The 26,520-nt window shown below is 57.9% G+C and carries 27 protein-coding genes, 1 tRNA gene and 1 riboswitch; of the genes, 15 read left to right on the forward strand and 13 right to left on the reverse strand.

From position 1 onward, the window contains the following. Positions 1 to 125: 125 nt before the first annotated feature. Positions 126 to 974: a CvfB family protein gene (locus tag KG007_RS00950; protein WP_195458138.1), complete on the forward strand. Its 849-nt coding sequence runs from the start codon at positions 126 to 128 to the stop codon at positions 972 to 974. Beyond that, positions 961 to 1,725, forward strand: coding sequence for a class I SAM-dependent methyltransferase (locus KG007_RS00955; protein WP_213346952.1), 765 nt, complete (start codon positions 961 to 963; stop codon positions 1,723 to 1,725). Before KG007_RS00950 ends, KG007_RS00955 begins: the two co-directional genes overlap by 14 nt. 33 nt (positions 1,726 to 1,758) lie before the next feature. On the opposite strand, the gene KG007_RS00960 is transcribed toward KG007_RS00955, so the two are convergent. Further along, positions 1,759 to 3,765: a hypothetical protein gene (locus KG007_RS00960; RefSeq protein WP_213346953.1), complete on the reverse strand. Its 2,007-nt coding sequence runs from the start codon at positions 3,763 to 3,765 to the stop codon at positions 1,759 to 1,761. Between the two features lie 375 nt (positions 3,766 to 4,140). Here KG007_RS00960 and KG007_RS00965 point away from each other — a divergent pair, with 375 nt between their 5' ends. Then, positions 4,141 to 4,362: a DUF2795 domain-containing protein gene (locus tag KG007_RS00965; protein WP_009597992.1), complete on the forward strand. Its 222-nt coding sequence runs from the start codon at positions 4,141 to 4,143 to the stop codon at positions 4,360 to 4,362. A 105-nt stretch (positions 4,363 to 4,467) separates the two neighbouring features. Here the strand turns inward: KG007_RS00965 and KG007_RS00970 are convergent, their stop codons facing one another. Genes KG007_RS00970 through KG007_RS00980 form a run of 3 tightly spaced genes read right to left on the reverse strand, consistent with a single transcriptional unit; the run spans position 4,468 to position 6,805 of the window. Then, a complete protein-coding gene (locus KG007_RS00970; RefSeq protein ID WP_213346955.1) occupies positions 4,468 to 5,019 on the reverse strand; it encodes a cob(I)yrinic acid a,c-diamide adenosyltransferase in 552 nt (183 codons plus the stop codon). Continuing rightward, entirely contained in the window at positions 5,016 to 5,528 is a 513-nt protein-coding gene (locus tag KG007_RS00975) for a hypothetical protein (protein ID WP_213346957.1), read from the reverse strand. The genes KG007_RS00970 and KG007_RS00975 overlap by 4 nt, the downstream gene beginning before the upstream one ends. A gap of 5 nt (positions 5,529 to 5,533) precedes the next feature. Then, a complete protein-coding gene (locus KG007_RS00980; RefSeq protein WP_213346959.1) occupies positions 5,534 to 6,805 on the reverse strand; it encodes a BaiN/RdsA family NAD(P)/FAD-dependent oxidoreductase in 1,272 nt (423 codons plus the stop codon). Between the two features lie 173 nt (positions 6,806 to 6,978). On the opposite strand from KG007_RS00980, the gene KG007_RS00985 reads away from it, so the two are divergent. From KG007_RS00985 to yajC, 3 genes are all read left to right on the forward strand, one after another. Beyond that, positions 6,979 to 7,914, forward strand: coding sequence for a transcription antitermination protein NusB (locus KG007_RS00985; RefSeq protein WP_213346961.1), 936 nt, complete (start codon positions 6,979 to 6,981; stop codon positions 7,912 to 7,914). 14 nt (positions 7,915 to 7,928) lie between these two features. Then, positions 7,929 to 8,342 carry a DUF1573 domain-containing protein gene (locus KG007_RS00990; RefSeq protein WP_213346963.1) on the forward strand — a complete coding sequence of 138 codons (414 nt, stop codon included), beginning with the start codon at positions 7,929 to 7,931 and terminating at the stop codon, positions 8,340 to 8,342. Positions 8,343 to 8,416: 74 nt separating this feature from the next. Next, positions 8,417 to 8,737 carry a preprotein translocase subunit YajC gene (gene yajC, locus KG007_RS00995; RefSeq protein WP_195458145.1) on the forward strand — a complete coding sequence of 107 codons (321 nt, stop codon included), beginning with the start codon at positions 8,417 to 8,419 and terminating at the stop codon, positions 8,735 to 8,737. 54 nt (positions 8,738 to 8,791) lie between these two features. Here the strand turns inward: yajC and nrdG are convergent, their stop codons facing one another. Both nrdG and KG007_RS01005 read right to left on the reverse strand, forming a co-directional pair. After that, positions 8,792 to 9,277: an anaerobic ribonucleoside-triphosphate reductase activating protein gene (gene nrdG, locus KG007_RS01000; RefSeq protein ID WP_213346965.1), complete on the reverse strand. Its 486-nt coding sequence runs from the start codon at positions 9,275 to 9,277 to the stop codon at positions 8,792 to 8,794. Positions 9,278 to 9,587: 310 nt separating this feature from the next. Next, complete coding sequence (locus KG007_RS01005; protein ID WP_213346967.1) at positions 9,588 to 11,975, reverse strand: anaerobic ribonucleoside triphosphate reductase; 2,388 nt, start codon at positions 11,973 to 11,975, stop codon at positions 9,588 to 9,590. A 49-nt stretch (positions 11,976 to 12,024) separates the two neighbouring features. Continuing rightward, positions 12,025 to 12,224, reverse strand: a riboswitch (cobalamin riboswitch). A gap of 109 nt (positions 12,225 to 12,333) precedes the next feature. On the opposite strand from KG007_RS01005, the gene KG007_RS01010 reads away from it, so the two are divergent. The 3 genes from KG007_RS01010 (at position 12,334) to KG007_RS01020 (ending at position 13,108) form a co-directional block, all read left to right on the forward strand. Beyond that, positions 12,334 to 12,582, forward strand: a complete 249-nt coding sequence (locus KG007_RS01010) for a TIGR03905 family TSCPD domain-containing protein (protein WP_195458148.1) — start codon at positions 12,334 to 12,336, stop codon at positions 12,580 to 12,582. Between the two features lie 62 nt (positions 12,583 to 12,644). Next, positions 12,645 to 12,896, forward strand: coding sequence for a GlsB/YeaQ/YmgE family stress response membrane protein (locus KG007_RS01015; protein WP_195458149.1), 252 nt, complete (start codon positions 12,645 to 12,647; stop codon positions 12,894 to 12,896). An 11-nt stretch (positions 12,897 to 12,907) separates the two neighbouring features. Further along, a complete protein-coding gene (locus tag KG007_RS01020; RefSeq protein ID WP_213346969.1) occupies positions 12,908 to 13,108 on the forward strand; it encodes a hypothetical protein in 201 nt (66 codons plus the stop codon). Positions 13,109 to 13,162: 54 nt separating this feature from the next. Here KG007_RS01020 and KG007_RS01025 read toward each other — a convergent pair. Further along, positions 13,163 to 13,233 (reverse strand) — tRNA-Gln (locus KG007_RS01025). A 144-nt stretch (positions 13,234 to 13,377) separates the two neighbouring features. Here KG007_RS01025 and nhaD point away from each other — a divergent pair. Then, a complete protein-coding gene (nhaD, locus tag KG007_RS01030) occupies positions 13,378 to 14,724 on the forward strand; it encodes a sodium:proton antiporter NhaD (RefSeq protein WP_195458151.1) in 1,347 nt (448 codons plus the stop codon). 34 nt (positions 14,725 to 14,758) lie between these two features. Here nhaD and KG007_RS01035 read toward each other — a convergent pair whose 3' ends face one another. Further along, positions 14,759 to 15,133, reverse strand: a complete 375-nt coding sequence (locus tag KG007_RS01035; protein WP_195458152.1) for a thioesterase family protein — start codon at positions 15,131 to 15,133, stop codon at positions 14,759 to 14,761. 131 nt (positions 15,134 to 15,264) lie between these two features. On the opposite strand from KG007_RS01035, the gene KG007_RS01040 reads away from it, so the two are divergent. Then, the gene (locus tag KG007_RS01040; RefSeq protein WP_195458153.1) at positions 15,265 to 15,840 is read left to right on the forward strand and encodes a DUF4294 domain-containing protein; all 576 of its coding nucleotides are present in this window, start codon (positions 15,265 to 15,267) and stop codon (positions 15,838 to 15,840) included. 6 nt (positions 15,841 to 15,846) lie between these two features. Here the strand turns inward: KG007_RS01040 and KG007_RS01045 are convergent, their stop codons facing one another. Continuing rightward, positions 15,847 to 16,563, reverse strand: coding sequence for a hypothetical protein (locus KG007_RS01045; protein ID WP_213346971.1), 717 nt, complete (start codon positions 16,561 to 16,563; stop codon positions 15,847 to 15,849). Between the two features lie 220 nt (positions 16,564 to 16,783). Here KG007_RS01045 and ffh point away from each other — a divergent pair, with 220 nt between their 5' ends. Then, on the forward strand, positions 16,784 to 18,115 hold the full coding sequence (ffh, locus tag KG007_RS01050; RefSeq protein WP_213346973.1) for a signal recognition particle protein: 1,332 nt from the start codon (positions 16,784 to 16,786) through the stop codon (positions 18,113 to 18,115). Positions 18,116 to 18,160: 45 nt separating this feature from the next. On the opposite strand, the gene KG007_RS01055 is transcribed toward ffh, so the two are convergent. Beyond that, on the reverse strand, positions 18,161 to 18,778 hold the full coding sequence (locus KG007_RS01055; protein ID WP_213346975.1) for a nitroreductase family protein: 618 nt from the start codon (positions 18,776 to 18,778) through the stop codon (positions 18,161 to 18,163). Positions 18,779 to 18,952: 174 nt separating this feature from the next. Between KG007_RS01055 and era the strand changes: the two genes are divergently transcribed. The 3 genes from era to KG007_RS01070 are packed head-to-tail and all read left to right on the forward strand — an operon-like array spanning position 18,953 to position 23,272. Then, positions 18,953 to 19,834, forward strand: coding sequence for a GTPase Era (era, locus tag KG007_RS01060; RefSeq protein WP_195458157.1), 882 nt, complete (start codon positions 18,953 to 18,955; stop codon positions 19,832 to 19,834). Positions 19,835 to 19,877: 43 nt separating this feature from the next. Further along, positions 19,878 to 21,866: a tetratricopeptide repeat protein gene (locus tag KG007_RS01065; RefSeq protein ID WP_213346977.1), complete on the forward strand. Its 1,989-nt coding sequence runs from the start codon at positions 19,878 to 19,880 to the stop codon at positions 21,864 to 21,866. A 17-nt stretch (positions 21,867 to 21,883) separates the two neighbouring features. Then, positions 21,884 to 23,272 carry an MFS transporter gene (locus tag KG007_RS01070; RefSeq protein WP_195458159.1) on the forward strand — a complete coding sequence of 463 codons (1,389 nt, stop codon included), beginning with the start codon at positions 21,884 to 21,886 and terminating at the stop codon, positions 23,270 to 23,272. A 65-nt stretch (positions 23,273 to 23,337) separates the two neighbouring features. Here KG007_RS01070 and KG007_RS01075 read toward each other — a convergent pair whose 3' ends face one another. Genes KG007_RS01075 through KG007_RS01085 form a run of 3 tightly spaced genes read right to left on the reverse strand, consistent with a single transcriptional unit; the run spans position 23,338 to position 26,418 of the window. Further along, positions 23,338 to 23,748 carry a GtrA family protein gene (locus tag KG007_RS01075; RefSeq protein ID WP_249413206.1) on the reverse strand — a complete coding sequence of 137 codons (411 nt, stop codon included), beginning with the start codon at positions 23,746 to 23,748 and terminating at the stop codon, positions 23,338 to 23,340. Next, positions 23,741 to 24,520, reverse strand: a complete 780-nt coding sequence (locus KG007_RS01080) for a polysaccharide deacetylase family protein (protein WP_213346979.1) — start codon at positions 24,518 to 24,520, stop codon at positions 23,741 to 23,743. The genes KG007_RS01075 and KG007_RS01080 overlap by 8 nt, the downstream gene beginning before the upstream one ends. After that, positions 24,517 to 26,418, reverse strand: a complete 1,902-nt coding sequence (locus tag KG007_RS01085) for a glycosyltransferase 87 family protein (protein ID WP_229095297.1) — start codon at positions 26,416 to 26,418, stop codon at positions 24,517 to 24,519. Before KG007_RS01085 ends, KG007_RS01080 begins: the two co-directional genes overlap by 4 nt. Between the last annotated feature and the right edge of the window lie 102 nt (positions 26,419 to 26,520).

The raw sequence follows: 26,520 nt of genomic DNA on the forward strand, positions 1-26,520 counted from the left end.
TCCGCAAAACTTTCGTTCTGCAACCGGCCAAATGGACCACATCCTCCGCCGAAGCGGCCTGCGAAGTTTGGATTCGGAGGAAAATAAACGTACTTTTGCACCGTATTAATTCATCCAGGACGACAATGCTCAGAGCAGGACGCACACAAACCCTCACCGTAAGCCGCGTATCGGAATACGGACTATACCTCGCCGACGAGGAGCAGAACGAAGTTCTGCTTCCCAACCGCTACACCTCGCTGACGGACAAGGCCGGCGATGCGAAGGAGGTTTTCCTTTACCACGATTCGGAGGACCGCCTCGTGGCGACTACCGAAACGCCGCTGCTGCGCGAAGGCGAAGCGGGCTACCTGCGCGTAGTGGACAAGACGGCCCACGGGGCTTTCCTCGACTGGGGACTCCACGGCAAGGACCTCTTCCTTCCCAACCGTAACCAGCAGGGCGGCATCCTGCCCGGACACAGCTACATCGTCTACCTCTACGAGGACAACATCACGGGCCGCTGCGTAGCCACGACCAAACTCAAAAGTTTTATCAACAACGACCTGATTACGGTGAAACCCCGGCAGGAGGTATCGCTGCTGGTGGCTTCGGAGAGTGAAATCGGCTTCCGGGTGATTATCGAAAACCGTCACTGGGGCATGATCTACCGCAACCAGATTTTCCGCCCCGTAGCCGTCGGCGACCGCCTGAAGGGCTATGTAAGCCGCATCACCGAAGACAACCGCATCGATGTAAGCCTCCAGCAGACGGGATTCGCGCAGGTGAAGGACTCCGCGGAGGTATTGCTTCAACTGATCCGCGACAACGGCGGCTTCCTGCCCCTGAACGACGACAGCGCTCCCGAAGAGGTGACGCGCCTGACGGGAACCAGCAAGAAAGTATTCAAACGTTCGCTGGGCATGCTCCTCAAACGCGGAGAGGTCGAAATCGGCGAAAAAGGCATAAAAATCCGGGAACATGGCGAAGATTAACACCGCCGAACGCGTTTCGGCCGAAGCCTCGGACAATTTCGTATTCCAGCGTTCGCTGCTGGCCTACCACGCCGCCGCCGAACGCATCGCGGGCGAAGTGCTCGAAATCGGGACCGGAGCCGGCTACGGCATCGAAGTCGTGGCGCCCCAGGCCCGGCGGTTCGTCACCATCGACAAGCACGCTCCTGCCCCGGAATTGCTCGACCACGCCAACGTCGAGTTCCGTCGGGCCGTGGTTCCGCCGCTGGATTTTCCGGGCGAGAGTTTCGACTGCGTGATTTCATTCCAGGTAATCGAACATATCAAACGCGACGCATTTTTCGTGCGCGAAGTATACCGGGTGCTGCGTCCGGGCGGCCGCTTCATCGTGACGACCCCCAACGCCCCGATGTCGCTCACCCGCAACCCGTGGCACGTACGCGAGTACACGCCCGAGCAGTTGCGCAGGCTGCTCGCCACCCGGTTTTCGGAAGTCGAAACCCTCGGAGTCTTCGGCAATAAGAAAGTAATGGACTATTACGAAGAGAACCGCCGCAGCGTCGAACGTTTCACCCGTTTCGACATCCTCGACCTGCAGCACCGCCTGCCGCGCTGGATGCTGCAACTCCCCTACGACATCCTCAACCGGATGAACCGCCGCAAGCTCCTCGAAAAGAACACCGGCCTGACGACCTCGATCCGCATGGACGACTACGCCGTCGAGCCAGTCGGCGACAAGTGCTTCGACCTGTTTTACGTCGCAACGAAATAAAAAAGGGAGGTTTTCAAAAACCTTCCTTTTCGTTTATTTCAACTTCACCCCGAGGCTCTGCCCTGCGCGAATCGTCTTGCGGACGAGGATTTTACCTCCTTGCGTCACCGAGACATCCAGCCCCTTCGCCGCACGGCGGACTTCGATGTCGAACGCCGAACCGAACGCCCGAACGTTGCGCAGGTTCATGTGGTCCCATGCGGCGGGCAGGCGCGGCGTCATCGTGAACGACCGGAGGCCCGTCGGACGGATTCCGAACACCCCTTCGGTCAGGATGCGGCAGTAGAGTCCGCTCTCGGCCGACAGGTGGCGCTGGGCGCCTTCGGGCCACGCTTCGATAGCGTAGGGAACGTGGTCGCCCAACAGGCGCGCCCGGGAATAATAAGAAAGGTAATCGGTCGCCTTTTCGGTCGCGCCCGAGGCATAGACGCCGCGCAGTGCATAAAGCGTCGAACGGTCCCAGAACGTTTTGTCGCCCGACTGGGTCAGCAGGCCGTTATCGGTCCACAGTTTCGGGGAAAAGAGCGCTTCAATGGTCGCTTCCTTGCGCTCGTCGATACCAACGGTCAGCGGAATGCAGATCCACGCACGCAGCAGATCGTTGCCCGTATAATAACGGTAGGTGTCGAATCCTTCGACCATTCCGCCGAAATGGCGGTCGATATTCTTCCGCAGGGCAGCGGCTTCGCGTTTATACGCAGCCAGTTGTCCGGCAGGCTTATGCAGTTCACGCCCCAGCATCGAGGCCGAAAGCAACGCATCGTAATAGAGCGACGAGGTGCACAGATTGGCATCTCCGGCCGGGAAACGGCCTTCCAGTTCGTCCGCATCGGAGGCCACGACGCCGTCGCCGGTCAGTTGGCGGCGGCAGTATTCCAGACACCACTCCACAAGCGGCCATACCCGGGCCGCTTCGGCGGCGTCGCCGCGCGCCAGCGCATAACGGGCTGCACCGTAAGCGATCATGGCTGCATCGCCGCGGTCACCGGCGCCATTCCAGAAACTGTCCCCCTCGGCGACGATCGAACTGGGAATCGGACGGTAATCGGGGTTCATATAACGGGCAAAATGCTCGAACGAACAGAGCGCCGAGCGATCGCCCTTCTCGTAACCCAGGAAGGGAAAGAACGGATTGATATATTCGGCCTGGTCGTTGGCCCAGATCGCCGCATAGTAACGTTCTCCGCCGGGACCGTGCATCAGGCCGCCTTTGGTGTCGTAAATGCTTTCGGCAGCACGGATTTTCGCAAAGGCGAACATGGCGTCGATCACCGGATCGGGAGTTTTCAACACCAGGTTGCGCTGCCATTCCGCGACCAATGCACGGCGTTTGGCATGTTCGGCGTCAGCGCTTAGCGCCAAAGCCTGTTCAGCGGGCTTGCGGCCGCTGAAAAAGGCTTCGAAAGCCACCTCCGCCTGCGGGGCGAGCATCAGCGCCGTGTCGCCGCAAATCTCGGCAACCAGTTCATAGCTCCCCTCCACGCCCTTCGCAGGCTCCGTCCGGATTACCGAACGGGCTCGGGGAATTTCGACGTAAAGCGGGTTTTTACCCGTATTTTTCAGAATATATTTTTCGCAGAAAGCAGCGGCATCGACCGAGGGGAACAGGATACGCGTCAGCGAAAGCGTGCCCTTGGCGGCGGTCCAGTCGCTCTCGACGGTCATTGTGCCGTCGAGCACGATCCGGCGCACTCTCTCCTGCTGCAAAAGGGCCTCGTTGACCGTGATCATCCGGGGAATATCCCACCCGAAACGCCGCATCAGCGAACCGTGCGTATTGTTGGGAACAGTGCGCAGCATCGGCCACACGATACTGCGGTCGAGCCGGAAACTACCGTCGGCTTCGACTCCGTAGCGCAGGACGGCGGAAATCTTCAGGCCGCTCATTTCGATATGGTCCCGGTGCGAATCGCCCTCGCGGACGTTCCACACAATAGCCGTGCTGTCGGGAACAATCTCCCAGCGGGTTTGGGCCCCGGCAAGGGAGGGCGCCGCCAGGCAAAACAGAAGCGGCAGGAAAAAACGGTAAGTTCGGGTCATCGGGTTTCAGTTTTCGGGTTTCAGTTAAAGAACAATCAAGGTTTCGAATTGTAACAAAAGTACGATAAAAAAATAAGTCTGCAAAACAGCGCCGAACTATATCCGGCCGAACCGGGTCCATCAACCCCGGCAATGATACAATTCCACGAATACCTTTATTAAAAGGACTAAAACCTTTTGCGGCAATTTACCGCCGGGTTATTACATTCCATAATACAGTGATTACTAACGATGTAGCAATATATATACGATGTTTTGATGATTTTTCTTTGTTTTTCTCGTTTTTTTTATACTTTTGCAAACTAGTCATAACGGGCTAGCAACCCTTTGAGGCTACTAATCCGTTGATTATTGGGAACTTAAAAAATTGTGACTATGTATTGGACGCTTGAACTGGCATCGAAGCTCGAGGATGCTCCCTGGCCCGCGACAAAAGATGAATTAATTGACTATGCGGTACGTTCGGGTGCGCCGCTTGAAGTGCTCGAAAATCTGCAGGAGATAGAAGACGAAGGCGAAATCTACGAATCCATCGAAGATATCTGGCCCGACTACCCCTCCAAAGACGACTTCTTCTTCAACGAGGAAGAGTACTAAAAAGAATTTTGAGGATAATCGCCTCAGAATAATAAAGTTAAAAACGACGGCGGAACGATCTGAGAATCATTCCGCCGTCGTTTTAGCATTTCCCGGAGTCAGAAGTCAGGGAATCCACAATACTTCCTCCACGGCATAACGGGCCGTAAGCGAGCGTCCCAACAGGTAGAAATAATCCGAGAGGCGGTTGAGCCAGACCAGCACCGTGGGATCGACGCCATATTTGGCGTCGGCGCGGAGCGCAGCGCGTTCGGCGCGGCGGCAGACTGTGCGGCAGACGTGGCACATCGACACGACGGCGTTTCCGCCGGGAATCGTGAATTTGTCGATCGGTTTGAGACTCTCCTGCAGGGCGTCGATACGCTCTTCGAGCCACGAAATAGTCTCCGGAGCCAGCGGGGCGACCTTGTCGCTCCCCGACTCGCCCACTGCCAGCAGGGCCTCGACCGACATCAGCCGCGAAAGAATGCGGTTCAGGTCGTCGACATCGACCGTCAGCGCAGCATCGGCACGCATGTTGTCGGCCAGCAGCGCCGTGAAAGCCGCCAGTTCATCCACCGAGCCGTAGGCTTCGACCCGTTCGTCGGTTTTGAAGACCCGCTCACCGCCGATGAGCGAAGTCATCCCCTTGTCTCCCGTTTTCGTGTATACTTTCATATCCTGAAATGTTGTTTCGGCAAATGGTTGTTGAAAATCAGCAGATAACCGAGGTTGTCGACCGTCGTCGAAGAGTGTCCCGCGACGATCTGTCCGCACAACGCCTGGCGTTCGCAGCCGTCGTAAGGCGACATCAGCGCCACGGTATGTCCCGCTTCAGCCGCCGCACGCACCAGGGCGAGCGTTGCGGCCCGCGGCAGGTCGCGCGTTGCGATGCAGAGTTCCGCATCCGCACGATTCACGCCAAAGGTCGTGTAACCGCAATGAATCATCAGGTTTTGCAACTGCACGGCACGGCGGCGGGAAACGCCCGCAGCAAGCAGGGCTTCGTACAAAGCCCGGTCGCCGGGCAGCAGGCCGTCGCGCATGAATACGCGACGCACGATCTCGTAAACGAACGGCGAATGGACTCCGTGGCCGCGGAAATAGCGGGCGCGGGAGAGGCGGTTGCGCAGTTCGGAAACCCGTCCGGGCAGCCTGATGGAAATGGGATGTCCGCCGATCTTCATAACCGCTATTGTTTGAGCATTCCAGCCAGACGGCCCGTCGAGAAAGCAATCTGGAGGTTATAACCGCCCGTGTTGGCGTCGATGTCGAGCACCTCGCCGGCAAAATACAATCCTTTGATCTTCAGCGACTCCATCGTATAAGGATTCACCTCGTCGCAGCGCACGCCGCCGGCCGTCACCACGGCGTATTCGAACGGCGCATAATCCGTAATCGGGAAAGTCAGTCCCTTGAGCGTACGGACCAGCCGCATAATCTGCTCTTCGGTGAGTTTGCTGACGTAGCAATTCGCCCGGATGTCCAATTCCTGCGCCAACGGCATCACCAGCGGCTTGGGAACCAATTTGCGCAACAGTTCCCCGAAGAAATCCGTGGGTTGCAGTTCGGCAATTTCACGGGCGATACGCTCGTGCAGCACCTCCTCGGTCAGCGCAGATTTGAGGTCGAGAACCAACTTCACGCGCTTCTCGTCGATCAGCGCGTCCACCGCATCGCGGCTCATGCGCAGCGCCACGGCCCCTTCGATGCCGCGCTCGGAAAATCCGATCTCGCCGAACTCCTCGCGCACAGGTTCGTTATCGACGTAAAGGATCGCCTTCACGTTGCGCAACAGCACTTTGTCGAGAGAACGACCCAGGGCGTGCGAGGTCACGAGCGGCGTCAGCGAAGGACGCAGCGGTTCGATCGTATGCCCCAAATCGGCGGCGAACGTATAGCCGTCGCCCGTCGATCCGGTCGCAGGATACGAAACACCGCCCGTCGAGACGATCACCTGCCCGCACTCCTCCTTGCGTTCGAAGCCCCGCCGGTTGATATATTTCACGCCGAAGACTTTGCTCCCGAGGGTCATGATCTCCGTAACACGCGTATTGTAGATGATTTTAACACCGTTATCGACGCAAAACTCCAACAGGGCATTGGCGATGTCCCAGGCTTTGCCGCTCTCGGGGAAAACCCGGTCGCCGCGCTCGATTTCGAGTTTCACGCCTGCGCGTTCGAAAAACTTGATCGCCGCCCGGTTGTTGAACTCCGAGAAGGCGACCTTGAAGAACTCGGCGTTCGCCCGCACCTGATCGGCAAACTCCTCGGCCGGCCGCGCGTTGGTGACGTTGCAGCGGCCCTTGCCGGTGATGCGGACCTTACGGCCCGATTTCTCCATTTTTTCGATCAGCAGCACGCGCTTGCCGTTGCGCGCCGCCGTGCCCGCGGCCATCATGCCCGCAGCGCCAGCCCCGATGACGATAACGTCGAAAGGCTGTTTTTCTTCCAATTCTTCCATACGGGTGCAAAATTAGGAATTAAAAATGAAGAATGAAGAATTAAAAATCAAAAACATCCAAAAACTCCCGCGAAATGGCCGACTACCCCGGATTGCTAATTTTTAATTTTTAATTTTTCATTTTTAATTTGCTTTTCACTACCTTTGCAGCCGTTAAAATCGTTCTAAAAGAAATGTTGAGCAGAAGATTACTCCGTATAAAGGTCGTCAAGGCGCTGTTCGCCCATCTCAAATCGGGTGCAGACAACATGATGGCGTCGGAAAAAACACTGATGGCATCCGTCGACAAGGCCTATGACCTCTATTTCCAGATACTGATTCTTCCCGTGGAGATCGCGCGTTACGCCGAGCAACGCCAGGAGCTGGCCAAACAGAAAAAACTGCCGACATTCGAAGACCTCAACCCCAACACCAAGTTCGTGGACAACGCCGTGATCCGCGTCATCGCCAACAGCGATGCCGTGAACGACCGTGTGGCGGCCCGCAAACTGGGCTGGGAAAGATATCCCGAACTCATCCGCACGCTCTACACGCAGCTCACCGAGAGCGAATACTACAAAGACTACATGGCGCGCGAAGAGCGCTCGTTCGACGAGGACAAGAAGCTGCTCGAAGATTTCTTCAAGGAGTTGCAGAGCTGCGAAGCGCTGGACGACATACTGGAAGAGATGTCGATCCTCTGGACCGACGACCTTCCCTATATCGTGATCATGATCCTGCGCACGCTTTCGAACCTGCGTCCTTCGCACACCGAACTGAAGGTTCCCGCGAAGTTCAAGAGCAGCGAAGACCCCGAGTTCGTCAAGACGCTGTTCGAAAAATCGCTGGTCAACTACTCCTCCTACCAGGACTACATCGAGAAATTCACTTCGAACTGGGACGTGGAGCGTATCGTCTTTATGGACAACCTGATCATCGGGACGGCGATGGCCGAACTGACTTCGTTCCCGTCGGTTCCGGTCAAGGTGACGCTCGACGAGTGGATCGAGATTTCGAAATACTACTCCACCCCGGGCAGCAGCACCTTCATCAACGGCGTACTGGACAAGATCGTCGAATCGCTGACGGCGGAAGGACGCATCAAGAAGGCCGGGCGCGGCCTGATCTAACCCCACGCCTGTCCATGACCCGCGCGCTCGTGATTCTCACCTTGGCGGCACTCACCGCGGCATGCGGCACACGCCCCCGCGCAGTCGAACGCAAAGGCCGGATTATCTCGCTAACGGATTCGATTCTCACTACGGGAGGTACGGACACCGTGCGTTTCGGACGCCTCGGCTCGGGTGAAATCGCCGTGCTGCGCCTGTGGCTGGCCAACGACGCGAGCCGCCCCGTAGCCGTCACCTCCTATCAACGCAACTGCGGATGCACGACGCTCGAATTTGATTCACAACCGATTGCACCGGGCGATGCCCGCCAGGTGGAACTCACCTTCGATTCGCGCGGCGAACGGGGCTGGCAGCTCAAGGTCCTGGACATCATGCTGGCGGGAGCTCAGCACCCCCTGCGGCTGCTCGTCGAAGCCGATGTAGAATAAATACTTGTTTATTCGGCAATAATTTGTATCTTTGCTTCGTTCACTGAAATAAACACTTAAAACAGAATAACAGTATGATTAATTTTCTTCAGGCAGCACCCATAGAGCCCCAGCCGGGATTCATGCAGCAGTACAGCTTCGTAATTATGATCGGCCTCATGGTGCTGGTTCTCTGGCTCTTCATGTGGCGTCCCGAGGCCAAGCGCCGCAAGCAGATGCAGTCGTTCCGCGAAGGGCTGAAAAAGGGCGACAAGATCATCACCGCCGGCGGTATCTACGGTGTGGTGAAGGAGATCAAGGAGACTACCCTGCTGATCGAGGTCGACGGCAACGTCACGCTGCGCATCGACAAGAACATGGTCGTAGCCGACAATTCGGACCTCCAGCGCCAGTAGAGGTAACCCACGTATAAAAAAGAGCTGCAAGGATTTGCAGCTCTTTTTTTGTGTCTATCCGAACAGTTTCAGCGCCCCGATGTCGATAATCCGCTGGTTGGAACTTCCCCGGAAGTCGAGCGACAGGTCGCGCAGCGCCTCGACATAACGTCCGTCGACCAGCGTGTCGATCCACCGCAGGCACTCCCGCCGGGCCGGGTCCGCAAGGCACTCTTCGAGCGTATAACCCGTGTAGCACCAGACGTTCTGCCCCGTGCGCTCCTTCACGAGCCGCAGGAAAGCAGCCATCGGTTCGGGCCGCAGCAGCGGATCGCCGCCGCTGAGCGTCACACCGTCGAGGATCGGATTCGCGGCGATCGCCGCACAGATATTTTCGGCCCACTCCACGGTCAGCGGCTCGCCTCGGCGGGGATCGTGGCTGTCGGGATTATGACAGCCGGGGCAATGGTGCGCACAACCCGCGAAATAGATCGCATAGCGCAGCCCGTAACCGTCGGAGATGGTTTCGGGGTAGGTGGCGATAATTCTTAATAAATCCATTGCGTTTTCATAACATGAATACAACTCCGTTGGTCTCGATTCACGGCGTCCCGCCGTGTTTACAAATCCGACCCACCCCTAAATCCCCGCCTTAGGCGGGGACTTATCGCACGCAACCGGAGATGGCGGCAAAAAAGAATCCTTCCGCCGGGTGAATTTTGATTTTAGGCGGGCGGATACGATCCTGCGAATTTTGATTCTCGCAGGCAGGTTTTGGGCTTCGTGAAGTGGGGCGAAGCAGGAGCATACAAACGTATGTAACTGTTTCGCCCCGCAAGGGAAGTGCAAAAGATGCCTGCGAGAATCGGAATTAATGGTGCTTGACCCGGTCACGTTCTTCGGCCTGCTTGGCCGAGTTCCACGATTCGAGGCTGCCGGTCAGGTAACCCGTGATGCGGCGCATGCGCAGGATGTCGTCCGAACCGCAGACGGGGCATTTCGAGTAAATCACGCCGCGATGGCCGCACTTGCGGCAGGTGTCGATCGGATGGTTGATCGAGCCGTAGCCGATCCCCTCGTCCTGCATGACCTTCACGATCTTGAGGATCGCCACGGGATTCTTCTTCGCCTCGCCGTCCAGTTCGACGTAGGTGATATGCCCGCCGCGCGTGATGGCGTGGAACGGCGCTTCGAGGCGGATTTTCTCGACGATGGAGACCGGTTCGCGTACGTCGATATGGAACGAGTTGACGTAGTAGTCGCGGTCGGTGACGCCCGGAATCTCGCCGTAACGTTTGCGGTCCATGCGCGTGAAGCGTCCGCTCAGGCCCTCGGCCGGAGTCGCCAGTACCGAATAGTTGAGTTCGTATTTGGCCTTGTACTCATCGACCACACGGTTCATCACCGCCACAGCGTCGTAAAGCGTCTGCCACGCCTCCTTCGAAGCGGCATGCCCCTCGCCGTAGATCGCCACCATCGCATTGTGGCCGCCGATAAAACCGATGCCCAGCGTGCCGTGCTTGAGCACGTCGCCCACCTCGTCGTTGGGCTGCAACTTGCCGCCGCCCTTCCAGACATCGTTCGACATCATGAACGGGAACTGCCGCGCCAGTGCCGTACGCTGGAACTGGTAGCGCTCATAGAGCTGCTCGGCCATCATCGTCGCGGTCTTGCGCACCGATTCGAGGAAAATTTCGCGCGCCTCCTTGCGGATTGCGTGTTTGTTGCCGTCGGGAATCATATCTTCGGCCTCGCGCATCGCCTCGATGGCCAGCCGCGGCAGGTTCATCGACGTAAATGAGAGGTTGCCGCGCCCCCACGACGATTTTTCACCGTGCAGGTCCTCGAAGACACGCGTACGGCATCCCATCGTCGCCACCTCGTAGCGGAAGCGGTCGGGATCGTCGATACGCCACTTTTCGTGGCGGTTGAACGGCGCGTCGAGGAACATGAAGTTGGGAAACAGCGCCACGGAAGTCGTACGGCACGCTTCGATCAGCAGGTCGAAGTTCGGAGTCTTGAACGCGATCTCCCCGGCCAGCGCCTTGTCGAAATCCTTAACGGCTGCGGCATAATCCTCCTCGGACCACGAAACACCCTCCTTGATCTTGAAAATCTGGATCGGGAAGACCGGAACTTCGCCGTGCCCCAGGCCTTCGATCGTGGCGGAGAGCAGTTCGCGGATGACCATGCGGCCTTCGGGCGAGAAGTCCGTACCGTAGTTCACCGAGCTGAACACCACCTGGTTACCGCCGCGCGAGTGCATCGTATTGAGGTTGTGGATAAATCCCTCCATCGCCTGGTGCGTCTCCTTACGCGTCGTGTCGTAGGCCTGTTTCCAGATGCGGCGGATGTCCTCGTCGGCGACCTCCACGCCCGATTCGCGCAAGGCGGCGAACAAGCGGCCCACTGCGGCTTCGCACGGTTCGATCGTCGGCACGTGTTCGGCGACAAGCGCCTTCAGCGCGGCACGTTCGGGCACGCACGCCCCGGTTACCTGGCACAGGAACAGCGTCATGTCGGTCAGGTGTTTGCGGAAGGTCTTCAGCACGCCCGGAGCCATGAAATGATCGAAAGCCGGGATCGACTGCCCGCCGTGCTGTTCGTTTTGGTTGGTCTGGAAGACGATCGTGGCCAGCGTGGCGTAGCTCTGGATCGACTGCGGCGTGCGCACCGAGCCGTTCTTGGTCGCAAAGCCCCGTTCGTAGATGTCGCCCAGATCGTACTGGATGCAGGTCGTGGTCTTGGTGGGATAGTAGTCCAGGTCGTGGATATGAATATCCCCGTCGCGGTGGGCGCGACCGTGGCGCACACCCACGAGGTATTTCAGGGCATAATCCTTAGTGATTTCCGACGCGAAGGTCATCATCTGCCCGGCAGGCGTATGCGACGACATGTTGGCATTCGAGAGGTTGATATCGTTTTTCTCGACGGTCACGATGCCGTCCATCACCCCTTTGATCGACGAACGGCGGTCGCGCTCGACGTTCCGCCACTCCCGGTAGATAATATAACGTTTGGCAATCGAAGGGTTGCGCTTCATCAGCCGCTCCTCGACCATGTCCTGAATCTCTTCGACCGAAATCTCGGCCTTCGTAATCGCAGCCGCCACATCGGAGGCGATTTGTGCGACAGCCTGCTCTTCATCCGTTATGCCGCCCGCACGAAAGGCCTTCGTAATGGCGCGGACGATTTTCTCCAAGGAGAAAGGCTCGGTTTTACCATCACGTTTAATGATGGAAATTTGCGTGTAATCCATTGTAATTGAGTATATACGTTTCACAATCGGCCCCGTTGCCCCGCGGGTCCGCATCGCATGCGCAAAGGCAGGTCTTCTGACTCGCACCGACCCTCAGGCAGCCTTCCCGTCCCCGACGGAACAGTGGCTCGACGATTTGCCTGCGGCATAAAGTGCATACAGCAGCGGGAACTGTCCGGGATTCGCACCCGATTCCCTCTTCTCCTCCGTCCCGCCGGGGCGGAGGACACCTTTGCGGATGACAAAAGTCCCCATTATTCCCCGACTTTCAAAATTCCGGAGACAGAAGTTTTCAACATTTTGTGAAAGGTTCCGAGTTTTGTATCTTTGCACTACCAAACTGAAAAACCGTAACTCCATGACACAGAAAATATCGCACGCCTGCCTGGGAACCTGCTCGCGGCAAATCGACATCGAGATCGAAGACGGCATCGTCCGCAACGTCGTATTTACGGGCGGCTGCCACGGCAACCAGCAGGGAATCGCAGCGCTCGTACGCGGGATGAAGGCCGCGGAAGCCGTCGCACGGCTCGAAGGCATCGACTGCCGCGGGCGCGGGACCTCGTGTCCCGATCAGTTGGCAAAAGCGCTGAAAAAGACTTTATAAAAGACGGCCGCCGAATCGGGTACGGATTTTGTGCTCGATCCAGCGTCCTAAATTGCAAAACTATGTATTTCTTATGGTATCTGCTGATCGGTCTGGCGGCCGGATGGATCGCCAACCTGATCGTCAAAGGCGGGGGCTCGGGGCTTTTCGTCAACCTGATCGTCGGACTCATCGGCGGCGTGCTGGGCGGCTGGCTCTTCTCGTTTTTCGGATGGGTTCCCGTCGGTACGCTGGCCAGCCTGGCGACAGCCGTCATCGGCTCGATCATCCTGTTATGGATCGCAGCACTCATCTCCCACCGCAAGATTCGTTAAACCAACAACCTATGAAAAACCAGAAAATCGACCAGGCGGCCGATCAGGCCAAAGAGACGATGGAGTTTTTCGGCGAAAAACTCGACGATGCGACACAGTGCGCGACGGAAGCCGAAGACAAACTGAAAGAAGGTGTGCTCCGCGCCGCGGACAAGGCCAAAGAAGCCGTTACGGCCGCTGCCGACCGGGTGCGCGAAAAGGTGCGCAACTAGTCCGGCGACACGTCCTATTCAACAAAAAAGGTGGTTATATAACCACCTTTTTTGTTGAGCTGCCGGGATTCGAACCCAGAACGACAGAACCAAAATCTGCTGTGTTACCATTACACCACAGCTCAAACATTCGCTCGAAAGCGAGTGCAAAGATAAACAAAAAATCGCAAAAACCAATCCGAGACACAAAAAATGCCCCATCCGACAGCCGCGATGCCCGGTAATTTATTAACTTTGCGGCTAACGGACTTTCTAAGAAATATATAAATATGATAGCTACAATGATTCTGCTCTTCGTGGTGGGTTATCTCTTCATCGCGTTGGAGCACAAAACCAGGATCGACAAATCGGCCATCGCCCTGTTGATGGCCGGAGCGATCTGGACGGTTTTCAGCCTGCTGGGCAACGATCCCAAAATCCAGTCCGAACTGGTGGAGCAGCTCGGCGACACCTGCGAAATCCTCGTTTTCCTGATCGGGGCCATGACCATCGTGGACCTGATAGACAGTTACGGCGGGTTCAACGTCATCACCGACCATATTACCACGCGCAACAAGCGCAAGCTGATGTGGCTGCTGGCGATCATCACCTTTTTCATGTCAGCCGCCCTGGACAACATGACCACCACGATCATCATGGTCATGCTGCTGCGACGGCTGATCGCCAACAAGAAGGAGCGGTGGATTTTCGCCAGCGTGATCGTCATCGCGGCCAACAGCGGCGGCGCATGGTCGCCCATCGGCGACGTGACGACCATCATGCTGTGGATGCGCGGCAACGTCTCGGCGGCAAATCTGGTCGCCAACCTCTTCCTGCCGTGTCTCGTGTCGGTCGTCATCCCCACGGCCATCGCCTGCCGCTACATCCACAACACGGAAGCCGCACCGGTCAGCTCCAAGGCCCTTGCGACGGGATGCCCCGAGTGCATCGGTCCGCGCCTGCGCAAATTCATGCTCGTCACGGGCGTGCTGAGCCTCTTGTTCGTCCCCGTATTCAAGAGCTTGACGGGCCTGCCGCCCTACATGGGCATGATGGTGTCGCTGGGATTCATGTGGGTGCTGTCCGAAATCATCTACGACCGCAAGCGCAGCATCCGCAACATGGAGGCGTCGATCCAGCCGCGTGTTTCCAAGACCCTGAAGCACATCGACATGCCGACGATCCTCTTCTTCCTCGGCATCCTGATGGCCGTAGCCGCCCTGCAAACGGGCGGCGTGTTGACCGACATGGCCGACTGGCTGGACAAGACCGTACACGAAGTCTTCACCATCGCGGGCGCCATCGGCCTGCTCTCGTCCGTGGTGGACAACGTGCCGCTGGTTGCGGCCTGCATGGGTATGTACCCGGTAGCGGACGCCGCTGCCGTGGCGGCGAGCGTCGATCCGGCATTCGCACAATATTTCGTGGAGGACGGCCTGTTCTGGCATCTGCTGACCTTCTGCGCCGGCGTGGGCGGCAGCCTGCTGATCATCGGCTCGGCGGCGGGCGTCGTGGCGATGGGACTCGAAAAGATCAATTTCGGCTGGTATTTCCGGAAAATAAGCCTCCTGGCCCTGGCAGGCTATGTGGCCGGCATCGCGGTCATCTGGCTCGAACACATGCTGATCGGCCTCTGATAAAAAAAGCTCCTCGTTGCGAGGAGCTTTTTTCTTATTCCAATTTGGCCATGAATTTTTCGCGGTCGACGATGTAGCGGATGTGAATGCCTTCGCCGATCATTCCCCCGGCATCACGGGCTCCCACGTTGAAGGTCAGCTTGCGCCCCTCGATCTCGGTCAGCACGGCCGTCGCCGTGATTTCGGCCCCCGGCCCCGAGGGTTTGATATGCGTGACGTTCATCTCGGCGCCGACGGTGGTCGACCCTTCGGGCAGCGCGGAAGCCACAGCCGTCATGGCGGCATTTTCCATCAGCGCCACCATCGCGGGAGTAGCGAAAACAGCAAGGTCGCCCGAACCCATCGCGGCGGCCGTATTACCGGCAGCGACGGTTGCGGCGCTGCGGGCGGAAAGTCCTTTTTCAAGCATAATATTATTCGTTTGCAATTCGTTTATTCGGTTGAATCGTTATCTTTGCCGCATAGGCTGTGCAAACCGGATGCAAAACCCCGCAGGGCCGCCCCGGACATAGTTGCAAAGGTAACAAAATTTCACAGACATTGAAAAAGTGGCTCTTCCTGCTCATCGTACTCGTCGCGGCGCTTCCCGAAGCGCAGGCGCAGGGCGGCCGTGGCTTCTGGCATCAGGAGTGGACGGTCGAGAAGGGCGATTCCATTCCGCTGGTCCACATACTGCCGGTATACGTTTTCAGCCGTCCGGTCGACCTGCGACGCTACCGCCGGCTGGTGGACGCCGTGAAGAAGGTCTACCCCATTGCCAAAATCGCCAAAGCCAAGATGGCGACGATGGAGGAGGAGCTGTGCCGCCTGCCGACCAAAAAGGCCCAGAAGGAGTATATCAAGCAAATCTACCAGGAGATCAAGGACGAATATACGCCTGTCCTGAAGCACATGACCCGCACGCAGGGCCGCGTGCTGCTGAAACTCATCGACCGCGAAACGGAATACACCGCCTACGAAGTGCTCCGGGAGTTCCGCGGCGGCTTCGTGGCGGGATTCTGGCAGGGAATTTCGAAAATTTTCGGCCAAAACCTCAAATCGGAATACGACAAGGACGGCGAAGACAGGATGATCGAGCAGATCATCATCTATTACGAGGCCGGACTGATCCGGTAAAAATCCCTAAAAATTGAACGACAGGCCCACGCCCAGTCCCATGTAGGAACGCGAAGGACGAAACTCCCCGGCGCGGAAATTGTCGGTCAGGTAGCAATGGTAGGTGAAGTCGCCGAAGAGGTTGAAACGCCAGATCGGAATAATCAGCCGCGCCCCTACGTCGAACGTACACGAGAAACGCTGCCGGACGGTATAGGGCCGCCACGAAGGATCGGTCGTCGAATAGCCTTCGGTCGTAAACGGCCCGCACATCAGTCCCGGGGTGAAACCCGCATGCACCTCGAATGCCGAAGGAAGAATCGAGAGCAACGCATTGAGGAAATAACTGCCGTCCGTCGACCTGTCGTCGGGGTAATATTCGTGGTTATAGTAATATCCCCGGTCTTCGAGCGCATATCCCGTCGCACGAAAGTGCCTGGTCCGCCAGGTGAATTGCAGCGGCACGGAGAAATAGTCGTTGGCGTCCTCGTCGATAAAGACGTTCAGCCCCGTCCTGAAACCGATGTTGTAAAAATTATAACGGGCATAGTCGATCGAAAAGGCCTGCAACTCGGGTCCCCGCCCGTCGCCCACATAGATTTGCGCCCCATAGCGCACGCCCAGTTCATTGTCGAACGTCTTCGGGGACGGCGGCATCTCGTGCTCGCCGGGATAGACGAGGGTTTGCGCTGCGGCTGTCCCGGTCGCGGCAGCCAGCAGCAGGAAGACAAGGAGTCTCTTCATTGCATGTAATTCGGTTAGGTCCGGCGTCAAAGGTATAAAAAAGCGCACAACGTCGACACATGGGGCAATTTTTAATTCACGAAGCTTTATTTTTTCATTCTGTTTGCCTATCTTTGCCGGGAATTAATCCCGGCTCAGACGGACGGCGCCCGGCAAGGTCAGAAAAACCGGCCGCAGCATCCCGGCCTGTACGGTCTCTGCGGGCAAAATTTCACAGTATATGTTTGAAAATTTAACAGATAAACTCGAACGGTCGTTTAAAATCCTCAAAGGCGAGGGCCGCATCACCGAAATCAACGTCGCGGAGACACTCAAGGAGATTCGCCGCGCACTGATCGACGCCGATGTCAACTACAAGGTAGCCAAGACTTTCACCGACGAGGTGAAGCAGAAGGCCCTGGGCCAGGACGTGCTGAAAGCCGTCAAACCGGGCCAGATGATGACCAAGATCGTACGCGACGCGCTGGCCGAACTGATGGGCGGCACGGCCACGGACATCCGGCTGGAGGGTACTCCGGCGGTAATCCTGATCGCGGGTCTCCAGGGTTCGGGTAAGACGACTTTCTCGGGCAAACTGGCCTCGCTGCTCAAGAGCAAGAAAGGCCGCCAGGTGCTGCTCGTAGCGGGCGACGTTTACCGTCCTGCGGCCATCGACCAGTTGAAGGTGCTCGGCGGGCAGATCGGCGTAGAAGTCTACACCGAAGAGGGGAACAAAAACCCCGTGCAGATCGCTGAAAACGGTATCAAATACGCCCGGCAGAAGAATTACAACGTAGTGATCGTCGACACCGCGGGCCGTCTGGCCGTGGACGAGACGATGATGCAGGAGATCACGGCGATCAAGGCCGCCGTGAAGCCTTCGGAGACGCTCTTCGTCGTGGACGCCATGACGGGCCAGGACGCCGTGAACACTGCCAAGGAGTTCAACGACCGCCTCGACTTCGACGGCGTGGTCCTCACCAAGCTCGACGGCGACACCCGCGGCGGTGCGGCCATTTCGATCCGTTCGGTAGTCAACAAACCGCTCAAGTTCATTTCAAGCGGCGAGAAGATGGACGCTTTGCAGGTGTTCCACCCCGAGCGTATGGCCGACCGAATCCTGGGCATGGGCGACGTGGTGTCGCTCGTGGAACGCGCCCAGGAGCAGTTCGACGAGGAAGAGGCCCGGAAGTTGAAGAAAAAATTGGTGAAGAACCAGTTCAATTTCAACGACTTCATTTCGCAGATTCAGCAGATCAAGAAGATGGGTAACCTCAAGGACCTCGCTTCGATGCTCCCGGGCATGGGCAAGATGCTCAAGAACGTGGATATTCCGGACGATGTCTTCAAGCAGACCGAGGCGATCATCTCGTCGATGACCCCTTCGGAGCGCGAACACCCCGAGATCATCAACGCCCGCCGCCGCGAACGCATCGCCAAGGGTTCGGGTACGACGATGGCCGACGTGAACCGACTGATGAAGCAGTTCGACGACACGCGCAAGATGATGAAAGCCGTGGCAGGCGGCGGCATGAAGATGCCCAAGATGCCGGGCGGCATGATGCGCCGGTAAACCCGATCACACAAAAATCCCCGGAACGGCGTTCCGGGGATTTTTTTACTCGGCCCAGCCGTTGCGGCGGACCTTTGCGGGGTCCCACTTCTGCTTGGGAGCGGGATTTTCGGCCGGATAACCGATCGGTATCACATTGAGCGGCACGACGTGGCGGGGAAGCCCCAGCACGTTGCGGACGGCACGCACGCGATCCTCGTAGGAATACACGCCCGTCCACACAGCCCCCAGCCCGACGGCATGAGCCGCCAGCAGCAGGTTCTCCGAAGCGGCCGCCGCATCCTGCACCCACCACCCGGCATTGGTCGCACCCTGCGACTCGGTCAGCACGCCGCACACCACGACCGCCATCGGAGCCGCAGCGGCGCTCTGCGCATAAGGCAGCGAGTCGGCCAGTTGCCGCAGCAAGTCCTTGTCATCCACCACGATAAAGGCCCACGGCTGGCGGTTGCGGGCCGAAGGGGCCGACATCGCGGCGCACAGCAACAGTTCGACCGTGTCGGCGCCCACCGGGCGGTCCTGGTAGGCGCGGATGCTGGTGCGCGCGGAAATGGCATCCAGCACCGCCTGTCCGGCATTGGAAGAGCTTCCGCCGCAGGAGACAATCAGCAGGATCGTCAGGACGATCCCGGAGACCATGTTGAAAATTTTCGGCATATTCATAAATTCGGTATTGCGGTTACGGCAAATATAACGGAAAAATTTCCGAAATGAAACCCCGGCGGTCCAAACGGCAAATTTACGGGGCAAATAATCGTTCCCGCGTTTGCAGGGGTCTGTTTTTATCGTTACCTTTGCACGTAATAGCTAAAAAACGCCCCTGACACAACATCAACTATGCATAAATCGGGCTTCGTAAATATCATCGGCAACCCCAACGTGGGTAAATCGACGCTGATGAACGCATTGGTCGGCGAAAAACTCTCGATCATCACCTCGAAGGCGCAGACCACGCGCCACCGCATCATGGGCATCGTCTCGGGCGAAGATTTCCAGATCGTCTATTCCGATACGCCCGGCATCCTGAAACCTTCGTACAAACTCCAGGAGTCGATGATGAAATTCGTGACGGGCGCCGTGACCGACGCCGACGTGATCCTCTACGTGACGGACACCGTCGAACGGAGCGAACGCTCGGCCGAAATCATCGAACGCATCAACCAAAGCGGCATCCCGACGATCGTGGTCATCAACAAGATCGACCTCACGACGCCCGAGGCCCTGGACGCACTGGTCGACAAATGGCAGGCCGAAATTCCCGGGGCACAGGTCGTTCCCACGTCGGCCAAGGAGAATTTCAACATCGAAGGGTTGTTCAAGACCATCCTCAGCCTGCTGCCCGAAGGCCCGGCGTTCTACCCCAAGGACACGCTCACGGACAAGACGCTGCGCTTCTTCGCTTCGGAGATCATCCGCGAGAAGATTCTCAAATTCTACGACAAGGAGATCCCCTACTGCTGTGAGATCGAGATCGAAAGCTACAAGGAAGAACCGACGATCGACCGTATCGCCGCGACGATTTACGTGGCCCGCGACTCACAGAAAGGCATCCTGATCGGCCATAAGGGCGAGAAACTGAAGAAGGTCGGCCAGACGGCGCGCGAAGACATGGAACAGTTCCTCGGCAAGAAGGTTTTCCTCCAGTTGTTCGTCAAGGTCAGCGACGACTGGCGCAACAACGAGCGCCAGTTACGCCGATTCGGATACGAACAGGAATAATAAATCGCACGAAAAGCCCGTTAAAAGAGCAAAAACAGTCAGCATGCGGAAACTCATCGCCGGAATCATATTGGGGGCCGCCCTGCTGTGCGGCACGAAAACCTATGCACAGTACAACCGGGAATATTTCTTCTGGGTCGGCCGGTCGTGCATGATGAACAACGACTACCAGGAGGCCATCCGCACGCTGAATACCCTGCTGCGTTTCGACGAAGACGCTTTCGAAGGCTACTTCCTGCGTGGTATCGCCAAATACAACCTCGACGACCTGCTGGGCGCCGAGGACGATTTTTCGACGGCCATCCGCCTGAATCCCGTCTACACGCAAGCCTACACCTACCGCGCTATTACGCGTTCGCGCCTGGGCAATTACGACGATGCTTTGCAGGATTTCCGCGAGGCGATCGAACTGCGCCCCGACCTGCCGGGTCCTTATTACAGCCGCGGCGTGACGCGTCTTTTGAACCAGCAGTTCAAAGAGGCCATCGACGACTTCGACAAATTCATCCGCCAGGAAAACAAGGTCGCCGACGCATTCATCTGCCGAGGCCTGAGTTACCTGCACCTGAAAGACACCACGCGGGCCTACGAGAATTTCAACACAGCGATACGCACCAACCGCGAAAATCCCAACGGCTACAACCGCCGCGGCGGACTGCACCTCCAACAGGAGCAGTACAAGGAAGCGGAAGCGGATTTCAACAAGGCCATCGAGTGCGACTCGGCTTACCTACTCTCCTATTTCAACCGCGCATTGGTCTACTCGTCGACCAACCGTCCGATGCAGGCCCTGGCCGATTTCGACAAGGTAATCCAGCTCGATTCGACCAACTCGCTGACCTATTTCAACCGCGCGATGCTGCGCACACAGATCGGCGACTACAACCGTGCGCTGGAGGACTACGACAAAGTGGCGCTCTATTCGCCCAACAACGTGCTGGTTTACTACAACCGTGCGGGCGTCTTTGCCCAACTGGGTGAGATCGAACGCGCCGTGGAGGACTACTCGTCGGCCATCAAACTCTACCCCGATTTCGCCAACGCCTACATTTACCGCAGCCGCCTGCGCGAGTTGCTGCGCGACCCGCAGGGAGCCAAGGAGGACCGCAATATCGCCCAGCGGAAAATCGCCGAATACAAGTCGCGCCTGAGCGACAGTACCTATTCGATCTACGCCGACACGACACAGCGTTTCGACCGCCTGCTGTCGTTCGACAGCAAGTTCGCCGGAGGCGGCTTCGACCGCATCACGGGCCACAACGGCGGCCACGAGGAGATGCGCCTGCTGCCGCTATTCAAGTTCACGCTGATGCGCGCCGACTCTGTTCCCGCCGTCAAGCCCTACCACCTCCAGCGTGTCGACGACTTCAAAAAACGCATCGACAACGAATACCTTACCCTGTCGTGCCGCGAAAGCAACATCGCGCCCGATACGCTCGTGATGCTCGACAAGCACTATGTGCAGGAACTCAAGACCAGCGAGCCTTCGTGGACCGTGCTCTTCGAACGCGCCGTCACACAGTCGCTCATCAAGCAGTACACCAACTCGGTGAGCACTTATTCGTCGGCCATCGAACTCAACCCGTCGAACCCGTTCCTCTACCTGAACCGTTCGACGACGCGCGCCGAGATGATCGACTTCATCTCGTCGATCGACAACTCCTACCAGCGGATCACGATCGACTCGGACCCTGCCAACCGATTGAACAACAATTCGAAACGCACGTACAGCTACGACGAGGCGGTGGCCGACCTGATCAAGGCCATCAAGCTCTTCCCCGACTTCGCCTATGCCTATTATAACCGAGGTAACCTGCTGGCCCTGTCGGGCAGCCTGCCCGAGGCATTCGAGGATTACTCGAAGGCCATCGAACTCAACCCCTCATTTGCCGAGGCCTACTACAACCGCGGCATCATCCAGATATTCATGAAGGACACCCGCAAGGGCTGTCTCGACATTTCGAAAGCCGGCGAACTCGGAATCACCGAAGCCTACGAGGTGCTGAAACGTTACGCATCACTGGATAACTAACTCAAACAAAAACAAATATGGTAGAAACTATCCAACGCAAACTGAACGATTCGCCTGCGGCCCGATGGACGGCATTGGTGCTCATCGCATCCACGATGTTCTTCGGCTACATGTTCGTCGACCTCATGTCGCCGCTCCAGAGCATGATCGAAGCACAGCGCGGATGGACTCCCGACGTGTTCGGCATGTACGGCAGTTCGGAGTTTATTCTCAACGTCTTCGGATTCCTGATTCTCGCGGGCATCATCCTCGATAAGATGGGCGTGCGGTTTACGGGTGAACTGTCGGCGTCGCTGATGTTTATCGGCGCCGCAATCAAATACTACGCCGTGAGCGACCTGTTCGCAGGTTCGGGCGTCGAAGCGTGGCTCAATTCGTGGTGGATTTCGTTCCCCGCTTCGGCCAAGCTGGCGTCGCTGGGCTTCATGATCTTCGGGTGCGGTATGGAAATGGCCGGCATCACCGTTTCGAAGGCTATCGCCAAGTGGTTCGAGGGTAAGGAGATGGCCCTGGCCATGGGACTCGAAATGGCCATCGCACGCGTCGGCGTCTTCGCCGTCTTTTCGCTTTCGCCCTGGCTGGCCAACATGGCTCCCGCCACGGTCGTGCGTCCCGTGGCGTTCTGCACCCTGCTGCTGCTGATCGGCCTGCTGACCTTCGTGATCTTCTCCTTCATGGACCGCAAACTGGACAAGCAACTCGGCCTCGACAGCCGGGGCGGCGGAGGCAGCGAAGAGGAATTCAAGGTCAGCGACCTGAAGTTTATCCTCAGCAGCAAAGTGTTCTGGATCATTGCCTTCCTCTGTGTGCTCTACTACTCGGCCATCTTCCCCTTCCAGCGTTTCGCCACGAACATGCTGGAGAGCAACCTCGGCGTATCGGCCCAGACTGCGGCCGACATTTTCCGCTGGTTCCCGATGGGTGCGGCGGCCATTACTCCGTTCCTGGGCCGTTATCTCGACCACAAGGGCAAAGGCGCCACGATGCTCATTCTCGGCGCAATGCTGATGATCGTATGCCACCTGACCTTTGCATTCGTGCTCCCGGAATTCCCGAGCAAACCCATCGCCTACGGTTCGATCGTCCTGCTCGGCATTTCGTTCTCGCTGGTTCCGGCAGCACTTTGGCCGTCGGTTCCCAAGATCGTGGAGACGCGCTACCTGGGTTCGGCCTATTCGCTGATCTTCTGGATTCAGAACATCGGACTGTGCCTGTTCCCGATGCTCTTCGGATTCGCGCTCAAATATTTCAACGAGGGGCGCGCCGAAGGTATGCCCTATGACTACACGCGGCCGATGCTGATCTTCGTCGCCTGCGGCGTGCTGGCGATGCTGCTGGGAATATGGCTCAAGGCCGAAGACCGGAAAAAGAAATACGGGCTGGAACTGCCCAATATCAAGAAGTAGCCCAAGCTACACCCAATAAATGAAGAAAGGGCCTGTCGTGCGATGCACGGCAGGCCCCTGTTTTTTCAGATTTTCAGGCGACCGCGCAGGGCGAAACGCACCAGGAAGAAATTGATGGGAAAAGCGACCGCAAATACACACAGCGGCGCATAGAGTTTCGGCACGCCTACCCACAGCCAGATTTCGAGCAGCACCAGTTCGTTGACCAGGTTAATCAGGTGAGCCGCCAGGAACTTCGCGGCACGCGCTACCGAAGGCTGCACGCGGAAAGTGAAATAACTCGACAGGATGAAATTACACACGATGCTGACACAGAAGGCGCAGACGTAGGCAAAGGCGGGCCTGAGGTCGTCGAAATGCCTTACCAGCACGACATAGGTCGCATAATTGACTCCCGTGGCAATGCCGCCTACGACGGCGAAACGCACGAAAGCGCTCTCGTAGAGCGTCCGGATCAGCATTCCTACCCTATTCATCGTATCCGAGGTATTCGCGGGTCGTCGTAAAACGGCATCCGCGGGATTTCAGCCACTCCAGCAGCCAGGTGAACTTATCTTGCAACGCTGGTCCCGAACAATGCGAAAGATAGCCCGGAACGCCGAATGCAGGGTCTTTCAACCGTCCGGAGAACTCCCACGGGTGGAAGTAGAGGTTCAAGTGCCCGTCGCGGTGCAGGGCACTGCGGCAAAGCTGTTTATAGAGCGGCAGCGGCATGACGTGCAGCGAAATCCAGAACAAAGGGACCCGGAAGGGCGCGGAGACCGAAACCGGATAAATTGCCAGTCCGTCACGGTGCGACACCGAACGCGGAGCGCGGAGGTTGTTGTAACGCGTCGGAATCCAGGTCGGGTTGATCGACGAATCGTATTTGTAACCCGCAGCGGCAAGCGTTGCGGCGGAGACCGCGGCCAGGCGCGGAGCACGGTAACCGGTCACGGTCTGCCCGGTCAGCTTTTCGAGCGCCTGTCTGCTCCCGGCAGGGTCGGCTCCGGCGGTCAATCCATGATAATAGTCGTGCGAGGCCACCTCGTGTCCTCCCGTGACGATGCGGCGGATGAGTTCGGGGCGGTGGAGCGCAAAATTGGCCGTCGTGTAGAACGTCGCCCGCAGGCCGAGCCGTGCAAGCAGTTGCAACAGGAATTCCAGCCCTTCGGTGCTCACCGCGAGCTGTGTATCGAAGTCGATTTTCCGTCCCCTTTCGAGCGGGAAATCGAACTCCTCGACATCGAAACCGAGTGTTACTGTCATAAGCGGATGGCTATGCGGAAAAAGTTTCTCAATTCACGGAAAAGCACACGCCCGGACATCTTCGACATGACGATCCCGTCGCGGAGCGAAGTTTCGACCTCCCCGATGCGCAGGCGTTTGTCGCGCGCCGCAAGGACGACGAATTCGGTGTCGAACAAAAAGTCGGAAATCCGCGTGCGCAGCATGACTGCCCGGGCTCGGGGCGACAGCCCTTTCAGGCCGCCCTGCGTATCGGTATGGCGGATGTTCAGGAAGATGCGGTTGAGCATCTTCGAACCGTAGGACATCAGTTTGCGTACGGGTGAAAGCTGCGAATGGTAGCTCCGGTTGCGGACGGCGATCACCACGTCCTCCCCGGCGAACACCCGGTCGACCACCTCGCGCATCGACTCGGCGGTATAGGGCATGTCGATGTCGGTATAGATGGTGTAAGGCGCCCGGGAGCATGCGATACCGGCGCGGATGGCCGCGCCCTTTCCCCCGTGGGGAATATCGACGATCTCGACTCCCGGAACGGCCTGCCGGAGAGCGGCACGCTGCTCGTCCCCGAAGTTGCGCGGCGAACCGTCGTTGACGACGATCAGGTGCAGTTGCTTGTCCGGATAGAATCCGCGCAACTCCTCAAGTCCGTGTGCCAGCGAACCGACGAATCCCGGTTGCGGGTTGTAGCAGGGGCAGACGATATCGAGCGTATCGCCGGGCTGTGCCGGACGGGGTTCTTCGAACGCGTCGTCCTGTGTCGGACGGGGTCCATATCCCAGAGCAAGGTCCGTCGCAGCGAAGTCCTCGCGCCACAGCCGCCAGATGCAATGGAGCCAGACGGCAGCGAACGGCAATGCACGCAGCGCATAGGCCATGAAAACGCCGCGGTAGAACTTCGTCGGCAGCAGGTTATAGGAGAAACTGGCGAAGAGGACTAAGGCCAGCAACAGCCATTCAAGCCAGCCGCGCCGGGGGGGGGAAAGTGTCACCCACCAGATGCCCGCGCCGAGCGAGGCGATCACATAGCCGCTGACTTCGCTGCCGCTGCTGAACAGCACGACGAACAGCAACAGCGAAGCCAGGATCGTCAGACGGTAGCCGAGGTATTTATATTGCCCGATGCGCAGGTACGAAACCAGGAACATCAGCATGGCGGGGACGATGATCAGCAGGTCGGAGTAGGCGGTCGATCCGCTGATTTTGCGTACGGCGCCCACCAGCGAGATATTCGTATAGGCGCAGAACATGTTCTCGGCATTCTTCTGCGCAATGTCGACGTACCACGCCTGGTACTGCGCCCAGAGGTATTCGGGGCTTACGAACAACAGCGGCAGCAGCAGGGCCACGGCGCTCCACAGCGCCATGTAGCCTATAAACCGCCATTTGCGCCGCACGAAGAAGAAGAAAGCCAGCCCGACGATGCCGTAGATTTTGACGAACGTACCGATGACGATGAACAGTGCGGCCCACCCTTCGCGGCGCTTCTCGATCATGACGAACGCCCCGACGACCAGCGCGGCAACCGCGATGTTGAACTGCTGCTTGAAACAGGCTCCGTAGAAGTCGTTGAGCGTCAGCCACAGGATGAGGGTCGTCAGGACGACGGGCAGCGGAAGCCGCCGCACCGCCCAGTAGAGCGACAGCGAAAGACACATACACCACAACGACAGGCCCAGCCACACCGGCAGCACGGCAAAAGGCGCGATGATAAACCCGAAGACCGGACCGTAATGGTTCAGGTCGCCGTATTCGAGCGGATAAGCTTCGTAAAGGGGCAGCGAGGAGAACAGGTGGTCGAAAACCCCGCGGAAAACCAGGAAATTATTGTAGCTGGCCGGAGCGGCCAACGATAGCGAGATGCAGATCTGGAGGGTGCAGAGCACCCACACGGCCAACACGACATACGGATTCAGCAATCTGCTTTTCAGATTGATCGATTGTGACGCCACTATTCGAGAGTAAGGTTAGGTCCGGCAAAGATAGGTCCATTTCGCCCAAATAGCAAACGAAATACCAAA

Source organism: Alistipes montrealensis (genome assembly GCF_018362775.1).
Classification (GTDB): Bacteria; Bacteroidota; Bacteroidia; order Bacteroidales; family Rikenellaceae; genus Alistipes; species Alistipes montrealensis.